Annotated in this window: 9 protein-coding genes; 8 read left to right on the forward strand and 1 reads right to left on the reverse strand. The window is 72.5% G+C overall.

Annotated elements, in window-relative coordinates; genetic code table 11:
- Positions 1-110: 110 nt before the first annotated feature.
- The 3 genes from TR48_RS30640 (at position 111) to TR48_RS30650 (ending at position 4,118) form a co-directional block, all read left to right on the forward strand.
- Positions 111-452: an STAS domain-containing protein gene (locus TR48_RS30640; protein ID WP_042373473.1), complete on the forward strand. Its 342-nt coding sequence runs from the start codon at positions 111-113 to the stop codon at positions 450-452.
- Positions 453-572: 120 nt separating this feature from the next.
- Positions 573-1,037 (forward strand): ATP-binding protein, encoded by a 465-nt coding sequence (locus TR48_RS30645; RefSeq protein WP_042373475.1) that lies wholly within the window; start codon positions 573-575, stop codon positions 1,035-1,037.
- A gap of 531 nt (positions 1,038-1,568) precedes the next feature.
- A complete protein-coding gene (locus TR48_RS30650) occupies positions 1,569-4,118 on the forward strand; it encodes a sodium-translocating pyrophosphatase (RefSeq protein ID WP_201777183.1) in 2,550 nt (849 codons plus the stop codon).
- A 110-nt stretch (positions 4,119-4,228) separates the two neighbouring features.
- Here TR48_RS30650 and TR48_RS30655 read toward each other — a convergent pair whose 3' ends face one another.
- Positions 4,229-5,116, reverse strand: a complete 888-nt coding sequence (locus TR48_RS30655) for an alpha/beta fold hydrolase (protein ID WP_042373477.1) — start codon at positions 5,114-5,116, stop codon at positions 4,229-4,231.
- Between the two features lie 200 nt (positions 5,117-5,316).
- Between TR48_RS30655 and TR48_RS30660 the strand changes: the two genes are divergently transcribed.
- The 5 genes from TR48_RS30660 to tmk all read left to right on the forward strand — a co-directional run.
- Positions 5,317-6,159 (forward strand): hypothetical protein, encoded by an 843-nt coding sequence (locus tag TR48_RS30660; protein WP_152628280.1) that lies wholly within the window; start codon positions 5,317-5,319, stop codon positions 6,157-6,159.
- A 284-nt stretch (positions 6,160-6,443) separates the two neighbouring features.
- Positions 6,444-8,084 (forward strand): DUF7059 domain-containing protein, encoded by a 1,641-nt coding sequence (locus tag TR48_RS30665; RefSeq protein ID WP_084729897.1) that lies wholly within the window; start codon positions 6,444-6,446, stop codon positions 8,082-8,084.
- 172 nt (positions 8,085-8,256) lie between these two features.
- A complete protein-coding gene (locus TR48_RS30670; protein ID WP_042373479.1) occupies positions 8,257-8,817 on the forward strand; it encodes a DUF3592 domain-containing protein in 561 nt (186 codons plus the stop codon).
- Positions 8,818-9,326: 509 nt separating this feature from the next.
- Complete coding sequence (topA, locus tag TR48_RS30675) at positions 9,327-12,140, forward strand: type I DNA topoisomerase (RefSeq protein ID WP_042373481.1); 2,814 nt, start codon at positions 9,327-9,329, stop codon at positions 12,138-12,140.
- 157 nt (positions 12,141-12,297) lie between these two features.
- The coding region (tmk, locus tag TR48_RS30680) for a dTMP kinase (protein ID WP_042373483.1) at positions 12,298-14,516 on the forward strand (2,219 nt) is incomplete at its 3' end.

Here is a 14,516-nt window from a genome sequence, read left to right on the forward strand (position 1 = left end):
CCAAGGCGTCGTGTTGGCCTGGTGATAAGTGGTTGAATGCCTACGCGGCCGTGCAACGGGGCCAGGGGCCCCGCCACGGCATGGAAGCAAGGCAAGGTGCTGGAGGTTCCGTGGACCTGTCCCTGTCGACCCGTTCCGTCGGCGACCGCACGGTCGTCGAGGTTGGGGGCGAGATCGATGTGTACACCGCCCCGAAGCTGCGCGAGCAGCTCGTCGAGCTCGTCAATGAGGGTCACTACCACCTGATCGTGGACATGGAAGGCGTCGACTTCCTGGACTCGACCGGGCTGGGCGTGCTCGTCGGCGGGCTTAAGCGGGTGCGGGCCCATGAGGGTTCGCTTCGTCTGGTCTGCAACCAGGAGCGCATCCTCAAGATTTTCCGGATCACCGGACTGACGAAGGTGTTCCCCATCCACGGTTCCGTGGACGAGGCCGTCGCCGCCAACGACTGAGCCCGCTTCGGCGAGCTCCAACTGAGGCAGTGTGCCCGGGGGCGCTGAGGCACGCGGATGCGTCCGCGTGTCCGGCTCCCGGGGCCGGTCCGGAACCTGAACCTTTCGAGGGGGACATATATGGCCACCGTCGAACTGCGCTTCAGCGCACTCCCGGCACACGTGCGCACGGCGCGGCTGGTCGCGGCGGCAGTCGCACGTCAGGCCGGAGTCGACGAGTCGGTCCTCGACGAGGTCCGTCTCGCCGTGGGTGAGGCGTGTTCACGTGCGGTGAGTCTGCACGTGCGCAACGGGGTGGCACATCCCGTGCGGGTCAGGCTGACCCAGCAGGAGAAACGCTTTTTGATCGAGGTCGGCGACGGCGTGCCGACCCCGGTGACCTCGCATGCCGACAGCAGCGCCGCCGAGGCCCTCAGCCTTGCGGCCGGAGCCAACGGCAGCAGCGGCGGTGAGCAGACCGACGACACCATGGGCCTCGCTGTGATCAGCGGCCTGGTGGACGACCTGGTCATCGGCCACGACGACGACGGCGGGCTGATCCGCATGAGCTGGCCCATCGCCGATCCTGCCGACATCGAGCTGTAGCCCGCCTGCGGGCGGCTCGCGCGAGGCGCCGCACGACATTGAGGGCGGCCCGGGAGAGATCCCGGGCCGCCCTCGTGCTGTTGCGGCCTCTCGCCCGTCGCCCGTCACCGGTCGCCCGTCACCGGTCGCCCGTCACCGGCCGACCGGCCGCGCGGCCGCAAGGTCGCCGGGTGCGGTTGGTCCGGGCGGTCGGTCCGGGCGGTCGGTCCGGGCGGCGCCGAGGCGGGGCGGGGACGCGCCGAGGCGGCGTTCGCGGGCGACTTCCGCCGCGCCCGGACCTCGAGGGCCCGGGTGCCCCACGCGACGATGCCGCGCGCACAGGCCTGCCCGCGCGGCGTCCTCGCGACGACTCGCCTGCGTATCATCCGTCACATCCCTTGCAGAATGTACTAATTGCCGCTCGTAGCCTGTTTTGATCATGTTTCTGATCCCTACAATCGCGGCCTGCCACCTTGCCCGCGCTGCCGAGCGGTCCGCGCCTCCCCCGGCCCCATGACCCCGGGACCCCGCTCGGCGCACGAGCCAGACGTCATGGGAGGACGAATGGCCGGGCTCTACCTCTCCGGCGCTCAATCACCAGTGACGGCCGTGCTCACCGGTTCGGACCGGGTCGTGGTCGTCATCGTCGCCGTCGTCGCCGTAGCCGCGCTGGGTGTCGCGTGGCTGCTGGTCCGTCAGGTACTGGCAGCGGATCAGGGCACGGACACCATGAAGCAGATCGCCGCCGCCGTGCAGGAAGGCGCGAACGCCTACCTGGCACGCCAGTTCCGCACCCTCGCCGGATTCGCCGTCATCGTGCCGTGCCTGCTGCTGGTGCTGCCGGCCGACGACTGGTCGCAGCGGATCGGGCGTTCCGTGTTCTTCGTCGTGGGCGCGGCCTTCTCCGCCGTGACCGGATACGTCGGCATGCGGCTCGCCGTGCGCAGCAACGTCCGCGTCGCGGCGGCCGCCCGCGCGGCGACGCCCGCCGAGGGCGAGACGGAGGCGCCTGACGTGCGCGCGGTCTCGCACCGCGCCATGCGGATCGCGTTCCGCACCGGCGGGGTCGTGGGCATGTTCACCGTCGGCCTCGGCCTGCTGGGGGCCTCCGTTGTGGTGCTGCTCTACCGCGAGAACGCCCCCAAGGTGCTGGAGGGCTTCGGTTTCGGTGCCGCGCTGCTCGCGATGTTCATGCGTGTCGGCGGCGGCATCTTCACCAAGGCCGCCGACGTCGGCGCCGACCTGGTCGGCAAGGTCGAGCAGGGTATCCCCGAGGACGATCCGCGCAACGCCGCCACCATCGCCGACAACGTCGGCGACAACGTGGGCGACTGCGCCGGGATGGCCGCCGACCTGTTCGAGTCCTACGCCGTCACCCTCGTCGCCGCACTGATCCTCGGCGTCAGCGCGTTCGGCGACCACGGCCTGGCGTTCCCGCTGCTGGTGCCGGCCATCGGCGTGGTCACGGCCGTCCTGGGCGTCTTCGCCGTCTCGCCGCGCAGTGGCGACCGGTCCGGCATGACCGCGATCAACCGCGGTTTCTTCATCTCCGCGGTCGTCTCCCTCCTGCTGGTCGTGGTCGCCGTCTTCGTCTTCCTGCCCGGCAGCTTCGCGGGACTCAAGGCCGCCTCCCCGGCCGTGGCCGCCCACAGTGGCAACCCGCGCGTCTTCGCGCTGGCGGCCGTCGCCATCGGCATCGTGCTGGCGGCGGCGATCCAGCAGCTCACCGGCTACTTCACCGAGACCAACCGGCGCCCGGTCCGCGACATCGGCAAGACCTCGCTCACCGGCCCCGCCACCGTCATCCTCTCCGGCATCTCGGTCGGCCTGGAGTCGGCGGTGTACTCGGCGGTCTTGATCGGCGCCGCCGTCTACGGCGTCTTCCTGCTGGGTGGCGGCTCGCTGACGCTCTCGCTCTTCGCGGTCGCGTTGGCCGGGACGGGGCTGCTGACCACCGTCGGCGTGATCGTCGCGATGGACACCTTCGGGCCGGTCTCCGACAACGCCCAGGGCATCGCCGAGATGTCCGGTGATGTGACCGGAGCGGGCGCCCAGGTGCTGACCGAGCTGGACGCGGTCGGGAACACCACCAAGGCGATCACCAAGGGCATCGCGATCGCCACCGCCGTTCTGGCGGCCACCGCGCTGTTCGGCTCCTTCACCGACGCCATCGGCACCGCGGAGTCCCAGATCGGCTCCTCCGCGCACGGGCTGAGCCTGAGCCTGGACATCTCCCAGCCCAACAACCTGGTGGGTCTGCTGCTCGGCGCGGCGGTCGTCTTCCTCTTCTCCGGGCTCGCCGTCAGCGCGGTCTCCCGCTCGGCCGGTTCGGTGGTCTTCGAGGTGCGCGAGCAGTTCCGTTCGCGGCCCGGGATCATGGACGGCAGCGAGAAGCCGGACTACGGCCGGGTGGTGGACATCTGCACCCGTGATGCGCTGCGTGAACTCGCCACCCCCGGCCTGCTCGCGGTGCTCGCGCCCATCGCCGTCGGCTTCCTGCTCGGGGTCGGACCGCTCGGCTCCTACCTCGCCGGGGCGATCGCCTCCGGCACGCTGATGGCGGTCTTCCTGGCCAACTCCGGCGGGGCCTGGGACAACGCCAAGAAGCTCGTCGAGGACGGACATCACGGCGGCAAGGGCAGCGAGGCCCACGCCGCGACCGTCATCGGCGACACCGTCGGCGACCCGTTCAAGGACACGGCGGGCCCGGCGATCAACCCGCTGCTCAAAGTGATGAACCTGGTCTCGCTGCTGATCGCCACCGCGATCGTCAAGCTGGGCTTCGGCGCGCACGCCAGCACGGCGTGGCGTGTGGTGATCGCGGTGCTCTGCCTGGCTGTGATCGTCGGCGCGGTGTGGATGTCCAAGCGGCGGGGCATCGCGATGGGAGCCGAGCCGCCCGACGCGTCGACCGCCGGATCCGCGGCGGGCGAGGACTCCGGCGAGATCCCACGCCAGGGCCAGGGCCATGCCCGGGACGATGGCCATGCTCGGGACGGTCAGGACGAGGGTCACGGTCAGGACGAGGGTCACGGTCAGGACCAGGGCCACGGTCAGGACCAGGGCGAGCCGGACCCGGAGGTGTCCTCCACCGTGCCCTGAGCCGTCCGACGCGACCGTCCGGCGCTATGGCGGCGCCGGACGGTCGGCGTGGGCGGCGGTCGGCGTGGGCGGCGCTCAGCAGGGGAGGGGCCTCAGTTCGCCTGCGGCACTCAGCCTGCCCGCAGCGCCTCACCCGCACGGGCGTTGGCGACGATCGCCGACACGATGCGCGGCCACAGGGCCTCGGGCAGTTCGTGGCCCATGCCCGGCAGTGTCAGCAGTTCGGCGTGCGGCACCGCGGCGGCGGTAGCGCGGCCACCGCTGACGTCGACCAAGGCGTCGTCCTCGCCGTGGACGACCAGGGTGGGCACGGTGACCGCCGCCAGCGCCGGGGTCCGGTCCGGTGAGGCGTAGACCGCCGCCAACTGACGGGCTATGCCGTCGACGCGGCTGCACCGGTCGTAGGTGCGGACCACAGTTGCCCGCAACTCCTCCTCCGTCTGCGGGTACCCGGGCGAGCCGATCGCCCGCGCGGTGGCGATGTTGGCCTCGATGGCGGCCTCGCGGCCGGCGGCGCGCGGACGCGTCATCACCGCCCACGCCTTCTCGCTCGGCGGCCCGACCTTGGGGTAGTCGGGCGAGGACATGATCGAGCAGAGGCTGAGCACCCGCTCGGGGTGGTCGATCACCACCTGCTGGGCGATCATCCCGCCCATGGAGGCGCCGACCAGGTGTGCGCGCTCGACGCCGAGAGCGTCCAGCAGACCTAAGGCGTCGTCGGCAAGATCCGTCACCAGGTAGGTCGCGCTGGAGCCGTCGCCGCCGAGGACGGCGGCGAGGTCCGGTTGCGGTCCGGTGTCGAGGAAGGTGGAGAGCCCTGCGTCGCGGTTGTCGTAACGGACGACGTGGAAGCCCTCGTCGGAGAGGAGCCGGCAGAGCCGTTCGTCCCAGGCGATCATCTGGGAGCCCAGGCCCATGATCATCAGAAGGGTGGGCCGGTCGGGGGTGCCGAAGGTGTCGTACTCGAGCTCGATCCCTTTGACCTGCGCGCGGGGCATGTGACCTCCGAGTCGTCGTGCCAGGCATGTGCCAGGCGTCGTGTCGGGCGTGCGTCGGGCGTGCGTCGGGCGTGCGTCGGGCGTCCTGTCGGGTGTTCTGCTCGCGGTTCCGTTCGGGCACGGTATCGAGGCGGACCTGCGCCGGAAAAGGGCGACAGTGTAGGTTCCCAAGCTGGGTCAGAGCGTGGGAAGGGGACCCGGTGAGCAGGTCTGAGCTGGTGCCGGCGTCGGTACAGGAGCCGATGGTGGGGGCGGAGTCGGTCACGGACCGGGTGACGTCGTCGTCCGGACGTGCGGGTACGGCTGGACGCGCGGGAGGCCGCACGGCTGGGCGGCGGGTCGCGGTCGCGGCCTCGGTCGCCGCCGTCGTGGCGCTCGGTACGGCCGCCTGCGGGGGCAGCGACGGCACGGGCCAGCTGGACTCCTGGGCCAAGGGTGTCTGCGGCGGCATCGCCGCGCCCATCCGCACGGTGGCGGACGCGAAGGCGGACACCGGTCGGATCATCCAGGGCGAGAGCCCCGCCGATCTGCAGAAGCGTCTCGCGGACGACATGGGTCGGCTGGCCACCGGAAACCAGCAGATAGCGCAGGCGGTCCAGGCTGCGGGCGCGCCCGCGACCAAGGACGGCGCGCAGACGCAGGCCGACGCGGTCAGCGAGCTGAACCAGGCCGCCGGCGGATACACCAAGGTCCAACAGACGGTGAAGTCGCTGCCCGTCAACGACCAGGCGCGCTTCGCGGCGGGCCTGCGCGGGATCTCGGACCAGATAGGCCAGCTCTCCACGCAGTCGTCGGCGGCGCTGCAGACGCTCCAGTCGGGCGACCTCGGCGCGGCCCTCAGCCGCCAGCCCGGCTGCGCGGCCCCCAGCGGCAGCCCGACGGACGGGGGTTCGGACACCTCCGCGGCGTCCCCGGACGCCTCCGGCTCCGCGTCGTCGGGGGGCTCGCCCTCCTCGGCGCCCTCCGCCTCGCCGTCCGCCTCGGCCCACGGCTCCGCGAAGCCGAGCGGCACCAGCTCCCCGAAGGCCTCGGCCTCCTCCTGAGCCGCGGCCAGCAGGGCACGGCGCCCCGACGCGCGGAGCCGTGAAGCCCGCTGCGCCAACGTGGGCTGCCCCGACGCGCGGAGCGGTGACGCCCGCCGCGCCGAAGCGCGGCAGGTGCCGCCTCGGCACGCCGCCGCCCCGGCAACCCGCGTGCCACCTCGCCACCCCGCCGGAACGGCTCGGCGCGGCCGTGTCCTCGCGCTCCGGCGCGCTGGGCGGAAGTGCCGGGTCGGGACGGGGTGTCGGGGAGAATGGCTGGTGTGACGACCAGTTCCTCGCCCCAGATGCCAGCCGACCGGACCCCTGCGGAGTCCGCCGCCACCCCCGCAGCCCGCTCCGCAGGCGCGGGCGGCACGACCGCCGCCTCCCTGCCGGTGGTGGACCGGGAGCGGATCGGGCGGCTACGGGACGCGTTCGTCAGCGCCGGGTACACCGCCGACGGCTGTCTGGAGCTGCTGGGCGGGGCGGCCTACGCCGCGCTGGCGCGCAGCGAGAGCGTGCCCGCGCTGCGGGCCACCGCCGGGCCGGGGGCACTGCCGACGCTGGTGCGGCTGTTCCTGCTGCAGCGGGAGGTGTCGTACCCGCAGGCCGCGTTGGCCCTGCCGGTCGAGGAGGCGGTCGCGGACGGGTGGCTGACGCGTACCGCCGAGGGCGGCGTGCGGGCGACCGTCGACGTACGGCCTTACGCCAACGACATCGCGGGCGAGTCGGAGACGGCGGACGCGTGGATCGTCTCCGATCTCGGCTGCGCGGTCGGCGGAGCGGGCGGCATCGGGTCCGGTGCGGCGACGGACCAGGGTGTTCCGCGGAGCGAGCTGGTGCTCGGGGTCGGCGGGGCGTCGACGACGCTGGCCAACATCACCGTCCGTCGCCGGGTGCGGCGCGTACTCGACGTGGGCACGGGCTCCGGCATCCAGGCGCTGCACGCCGCCCGCCACGCGGCCCATGTCGTGGCCACCGACGTCAACCCGCGGGCGCTGCACTTCGCCCGTCTCTCCGCCGAACTGTCCGGCCTTGGCGAGCGGGTCGAGGCGCGTGAGGGAAGCCTGTTCGAACCGGTCGCGGCGGATCCCGCGGACGGGGACGCCGGGCGCTTCGACCTCATCGTCTCCAACCCGCCGTTCGTGATCTCCCCGGGCGGCCGCTTCACCTATCGCGACGGTGGCATGGCCGGGGACGACCTCTGCCGCAGCCTGGTCGCGCAGGCCGGCGAGCACCTCGAACCGGGCGGCTACTGCCAGCTGCTGGCCAACTGGCAGCACGTGCGCGGGGAGGACTGGCGCGACCGGGTGGCCTCGTGGGTGGCCGGCACCGGCTGCGACGCCTGGATCGTGCAGCGCGACGTGCAGGACCCGACCACCTATGCCGAGCTCTGGCTGCGCGACGGCGGGGACCACCGCGGCGCGCGCGAGGAGTACGAGCGGCGGTACGGGGAGTGGCTCGACGCCTTCGAGGCGGCGAAAGTCGAGGGTGTCGGCTTCGGCTGGATCACCCTGCGACGCGCGCCCGAGGGCGCGGAACCCGTCGTGCTGGCGGAGGAGTGGCCGCACCCGGTCGAGCAGCCGCTCGGGCCCGTCATCGAGCAGTGGTTCGCCCGCCAGGACTTCCTGCGCGCCCACGACGACGCGGGCCTGCTGGACTCCCGCTACCAGCTGGCCGAGGAGGTCGTCCAGGAGCAGGTCGGAGCCCCGGGCGAGGAGGACCCGGAGCACGTGATCCTGCGTCAGAACCGAGGCATGCGACGGGCGACGAAGGTGGACACCGTGGGCGCGGGCTTCGCCGGGGCCTGCGAGGGTTCGCTGCGCGCCGGTGACATCCTGGACGCGATCGCACGGTTGCTCGAGGAGGACCCGGTGGTGCTGCGCGACCGCGCACCCGAGCAGATCCGGTTGCTGGTGGAGCAGGGCTTCCTGCTGCCCGCCTGATCGCCTCTCCGACCAGTTTCCAGGGACCCCCGACGAACGGCCCGTTCATCGGGGGTTTGCCTTGCTTTCGCTGTGCGTAGGCCTTGTGTTGCCGCCGCGCTGACAGCCTGCTTGTGCGACCGATCACATGATCGACCATCAGACCAGAGGGCATTGGCGGGGGTGTGCGAGCGTGGGGACACCACTGAGTCTGTTCACAGGGGCGTGGTTCTCCCTGTTCGGAGGCGCGGTCATCTGGTGGTGCGCCGTCGAGGTGCGCCTGCGACGCGCGCTGCGGCGGGTCGGCGTCAGCGGGATGGCCCGCGTGGTCGCCCCCGCGGAGCTCGAGTCGGTCAGTCAGCCTGTCGGCGTCGCGGCCGGAGGGACGCCCTCCGTCTCGGCCCCCGCCGAGAGCCGTACCCCCGGCGTGGCCCCGGCCCCCGGCGTGGCCCCGGCCTCCGACGCGGCCCCGGCCCCGGACGCCCCCGATGTCGACCACGCCGACAACGCGCCGCTGCTCAGCTTCGAGGTCGAGGGCCACGGCCAGGTCGTCACCCGCCCGCGCGGCTGGACCTCGATCCGCCGCTCCGCGGCACTCCCCGTCGGTACGCTGGTGCCGGTGCGCTACGACCCGCAGCAGCCGACCCGGGTCGCACTCGAAGGCGTGCCGCAAGGTCGCAGCGACCTGTTCTGGCTCCTGCTCGGCCTGGCCTTCGCGGTCTGCGGTGTGACGCTGCTCGCAGCTGCGTTCTGAGCCCTGCGCCGCTTTGGTCGCCCCTGGTCGCGCTCTCCCTCGCGGTCCCGGGGTCGAGGCCGAGGCCGAGGCCGGTCCCGAGGCCGACCGCCGACGGTCTTATCAGACGGGTGCATGTCCGTGCGTCCGGATGGGCAGAGACACGCCGAACGGGCTGGATTCTGCACCGGAATTCCGACGGCCGGTCCTATGATCCGGCTGTCCGGTTCGGGCCTGTTCGGCGGGTCCGCGCCCCGCCGGGCGTCCCCGAACCGCCGACCGGCCTGTTCGCAGGCCTCACGGCGCATTCGTGTGACCACGTACGACATACCGTACGACCCCGCCCGAACAGCGGGAACCGGCTCGCTCGGGTTACCGTTCGAGTGGCAGCGGAGGGCTTCCGGCACTGACAAGTCGGGATCCGTCCGTTTGACAAGGGGCACCGGGGTGCGGTCACACTCCGCATTCAGGACCGTGTCGCCGCGAGCCGCGGCGGCCACCCCCTCATCGACCGGGAGAGAAGAGCGAAGGTGTCCCCGACCAGCGAGACCGCACGCGACGGACGTCGACTCGTCATCGTCGAGTCGCCGGCCAAGGCGAAGACGATCAAGGGTTACCTGGGCCCTGGATACGTGGTCGAGGCGAGTGTCGGGCATATTCGTGACCTTCCCGGCACGGCCGCCGAGGTCCCCGAGGGCTACACCGGCGACGTCCGGCGCCTGGGCATCGACGTGGACCACGATTTCGAGCCGATCTACGTGGTCAATCCGGACAAGAAGGCTCAGGTCTCCAAGCTCAAGTCGCTGCTGAAGGAAGCCGACGAACTCTTCCTCGCCACCGATGAGGACCGCGAGGGCGAGGCCATCGCCTGGCACCTGCAGGAAGTGCTGCGTCCCAAGGTGCCGGTGCACCGGATGGTCTTCCACGAGATCACCAAGGACGCGATCCAGGAGGCCGTGCGCAACCCGCGCGAGCTGAACAAGCGCCTGGTCGACGCGCAGGAGACGCGCCGCATCCTCGACCGCCTCTACGGCTACGAGGTCTCCCCGGTGCTCTGGAAGAAGGTCATGCCGAGGCTCTCGGCCGGCCGCGTCCAGTCCGTCGCGACCCGCCTCGTCGTCGAGCGTGAGCGTGAGCGCATGGCGTTCCGCTCCGCCTCCTACTGGGATCTGACCGCGGTCTTCGCCACCGCCGACGCGGGCCGCGCCGCGGCCGCCGGCGAGCCCGGCACCTTCGGCGCCCGGCTGAGCGCCGTCGACGGCCGCCGCGTCGCCACCGGCCGCGACTTCGACTCCCTCGGGCAGCTCAAGGGGGCGTCCGGCGCCGCCGGAGCGTCCGCCGGACAGGTGCTGCACCTGGACGAGGAGGCCGCGAGGGGCCTGGCCGCCGCGCTGGCCGCGACCGACTTCCGGGTCCGCAGTGTCGAGTCCAAGCCGTACCGGCGCTCCCCGTACGCGCCGTTCCGCACCACCACGCTCCAGCAGGAGGCCAGCCGCAAGCTCGGCTTCGGCGCGAAGCGCACCATGGACGTGGCGCAGAAGCTGTACGAGAACGGCTTCATCACCTACATGCGTACCGACTCGACCACGCTGTCGGACACGGCCGTGAACGCCGCCCGCGCGCAGGTCGAGCAGCTCTACGGTCGCGAGTACCTGCCGGACGCGCCGCGCACCTACCAGGGCAAGGTCAAGAACGCCCAGGAGGCGCACGAGGCGATCCGCCCCTCCGGCGACCGCTTCCGCACCCCGGCCGAGACCCGGCTGAGCGGCGACGAGTACAAGCTGTACGAGCTGATCTGGATGAGGACCGTCGCCTCCCAGATGAAGGACGCCGTCGGCCAGTCCGTCTCGGTCAAGGTCGCGGGCCTGGCCGCCGACGGCCGGGACGTCGAGTTCTCCGCCTCTGGCAAGATCATCACCTTCCACGGCTTCCTCAAGGCCTACGTCGAGGGCCGCGACGACCCGGACGCCGAGCTCGACGACCGCGAGCGCCGGCTGCCCCCGATGGCCGAGGGCGACGGCGTCACCGCCGACGAGATCACCCCCGACGGCCACGCGACCAAGCCCCCGGCGCGCTATACCGAGGCCTCGCTGGTCAAGGAGCTGGAGGATCGCGAGATCGGCCGCCCGTCCACGTACGCGGCGATCATCGACACGATCATCCGGCGCGGCTACGTCTTCAAGAAGGGCACGGCGCTCGTCCCGTCCTTCGTCGCGCTGGCCGCGGTCCGGCTGCTGGAGGAGCACTTCGGCCGCCTGGTCGACTACGACTTCACCGCCAAGATGGAGGACGACCTCGACGCCATCGCGCGGGGCGAGGCCGAGTCGGTGCCGTGGCTGCGCCGCTTCTACTTCGGCGAGGGCGGCATCGAGGGCGCGGCGGTGTCCGCGGCCGACGCCGGCAACGGGGACGGCGACCACCTCGGCGGCCTCAAGGAGCTGGTCACCGACCTCGGCGCGATCGACGCCCGCGAGATCAGCTCGTTCCCGCTGGGCGACTCCGGCATCACGCTGCGCGTCGGCCGCTACGGGCCCTACGTGGAGCGCGGCGAGCAGCGCAAGGACGTGCCGGACGACCTGGCGCCGGAGGAGCTGACGGTCGAGCTGGCCGAGGAGCTGCTGGCGCAGCCGAGCGGCGAGCGGATGCTGGGCAACGACCCGGAGACCGGCCACCAGATCGTGGCGAAGGACGGCCGCTACGGCGCGTACTTCACCGAGATCCTGCCCGAGGGCACGCCGAAGACCGGCAAGAACGCGGTCAAGCCGCGCACCGGCTCGCTGCTGAAGTCCATGACGCTGGACACGGTGACGCTGGAGGACGCGCTCAAGATCTTCGGCCTGCCGCGGGTCGTCGGCACCGACGCCGAGGGCGTCGAGATCACCGCGCAGAACGGCCGCTACGGGCCGTACCTGAAGAAGGGCACGGACTCGCGCTCCCTGGAGACCGAGGAGCAGATGTTCACGGTCACCCTGGAGGAGGCACTCGCGATCTACGCCCAGCCCAAGGTGCGCGGTCGCGCGGCGGCGAAGCCTCCGCTGAAGGAACTGGGCGTGGACCCGGTCAGCGAGAAGCCGGTCGTGGTGAAGGACGGGCGCTTCGGCCCCTACGTCACCGACGGCGAGACCAACGCGACGCTGCGGCGGGACGACTCCGTGGAGGAGATCACGCCGGAGCGGGGCTTCGAGCTGCTCGCGGAGAAGCGCGCCAAGGGGCCCGCCAAGAAGACGGCGAAGAAGGCCCCGGCGAAGAAGACCGCCGCGAAGAAGACGACGGCGGCGAAGACGACGGCGGCCAAGAAGGCCCCCGCGAAGAAGGCCGCGGCGAAGAAGACCGCGAGCGCGTAGCGAGGTCGGGGTGACCTGGTGACCGGATGACCTCGGGGGCGCGGGCGCGCTCCTGAGGTCCCCGGAAGACCGGTCTCCTGCACCGAAACCGGAACCGGAAGGTAACCGTCTGCCAACAGGCGGACGGGGTGTCGGGGGCTCCGGTTAGGCTGGCCGTATGAGCGCCGAGTCGCAGGAGCCCACCAGCGAGGCCCCGGAGAGCCCCCGCCCAGAGGATCACAGCAGCGGAACGTTCGTCGGCGTCAGTCCGACCGATCGTGCCCGCGCGCTGCTGCGTGGCCGTGCCTACGGCCGCGCCTGGCGTGCCCAGGCGGTGGGGACGTTGGGAGACCGCCTCGCGTTGCTGACGCTGCTCGCACTGACGGTCCGCGCCGTCGTCGGGGCGCAGGCGCTCGGCGGCGGATACTCCGCAGCGCTCTTCGCGCTCGCCGCGGCCCTCGGTGCGCGGCTGCTAGGCGTACTGCTCTTCGGGGCCGTACTGCTGGCCCCGCTCGCGCAGTTGACGCGCCGTCTGGACCGGCGGCAGCTGCTCGTCGGCGCGGAGGCGCTGCGCGCGGTGCTGTTGGGGTGCGCGCTGTTCTGGGTCGGCTGGACCGGTGTCCACGCGTGGATCTGGCTGTTGGTCACCGTCTTCGTGACCGCCGCGCTCGAGCGGGTGGTCACCGTCACCCGCGAGTCCTTCGCCGAGTCCCTGCTGCCGAGTGCCACGCCGGGGCACCCGCCCGTGGACCAGCGGCCGGTGCTGCGTCACATCGACCTGTGGACGGGGTTCGTCTCCCTCCCGCTCGCCGCGCTCGGCTTCGTCCTGCTGATGCTGCTGAACCAGGGCGTCGGGCAGGGCGTGTCGTGGTTGTCCGCGCATCCGCTGGCCCTCGCCGGTTTCGGTGCGGCCGCGCTGTTCGCCCTCGCCGGGGTGCTGCACTTCCGGCAGGGGCTGCCGGACGCCGCGGCCGAGGGCGGGCGGCTGTTCGAGCCGCGTTCGCCACTGACCAACCTGCGGGCTCCGGCGGACGTCGCGCCGGGCCTGGTGGCACGCGGACGCACCGGCTCCTCGCTCACCTTCTCCTTCGCCGCCTGCTCGACCGCCGCCGCGGTCGCGGCCGCCGCCGCCGTCGCCTACGTCCACGCCCAGGACCTGCTGGCCGGTGAGACCGGCTACGCGCTGCTGGTCTTCGCGCTGACCGCGGGCCTGCTGCTGGGGCTGCGGGTGAGCCGCAGTGTGCTGCCGCCGCTGAGCCGGCGCCGGCTGCTGCCGCTGGCCATGGTCGTCTCCGGGCTCGGCCTGGTGCTGGGCGGCCTGGTCCGCGACTACGTGCTGGCGCTGGTCCTCTTCTCCCTCGCCGGGATCGCGGGCGGCGTCGCCTTCCGCGCCGCGCGCGACCTGCTGCGGCAGGAGACCGAGGAGGCCCGTCAGCAGAAGGTGGACGAGCACCTGCACGCGATGCTGCGCGTCGCCGTCGCCCTGGCGCTCGTCGCCTCCCCGCTGATCGGCGCGGCCTTCGGGCCCGAGCAGTTCGGCGGCACCACGCTGACCTTCGACCACGGCGGCGCGGGCCTGGCGGTCGCGCTGGCCGGTCTGCTGCTGGTGATCGCCGGTGTCGTGGTGCTGCTGCGCGCCGATGACCGCAAGGGCGTCGCGCCGCTGCCGCGCGACGTCTGGGATGCCCTGACCGCCGGCTCCGAGCCCCCCGCCTACCGGGCGGGGACGGGCTTCTTCATCGCCCTGGAGGGCGGTGACGGCGCCGGCAAGTCCACGCAGGCGCAGGCCCTGGCGGAGTGGATCCGCAGCAAGGGCCACGAGGTGGTGCTGACCCGCGAACCGGGCGGCAGCGCGATCGGCCAGCGGCTGCGCGCGATGCTGCTGGACGTCGCCAACACCGGCATCTCGCACCGCGCCGAGGCGCTGATCTTCGCGGCCGACCGGGCCGAGCACGTCGACTCGGTGATCCTGCCCGCGCTCGAGCGCGGCGCCGTCGTCATCACCGACAGGTACATGGACTCGTCCATCGCCTACCAGGGCGCCGGGCGCGACCTGGCCGCCTCGGACGTGGCACGGCTCAACCGGTGGGCCACCGGCGGGCTGGTGCCGGACCTGACGGTGGTGCTGGACGTCGCGCCGTCGGCGGCGCGCGAGCGCTTCTCGGAGGCGCCGGACCGGATGGAGTCCGAGCCGGAGGCCTTCCACCAGCGGGTCCGTTCGGCCTTCCTGGCCCTGGCCGCCGCCGACCCGGCCCGCTACCTGATCGTCGACGCCGGCCAGCCGGCGCAGGCCGTGACCACCGCTGTCCGGCACCGTCTCGACCGCGAGCTCCCGCTCTCGGAGCAGGAGAAGGAGGCCTTGGCGGAGCGCGAGCGCCTGGCCCGCGAGGCCGAGGC

This window comes from Streptacidiphilus neutrinimicus, from assembly GCF_000787815.1.
Taxonomy (GTDB): domain Bacteria; phylum Actinomycetota; class Actinomycetes; order Streptomycetales; family Streptomycetaceae; genus Streptacidiphilus; species Streptacidiphilus neutrinimicus.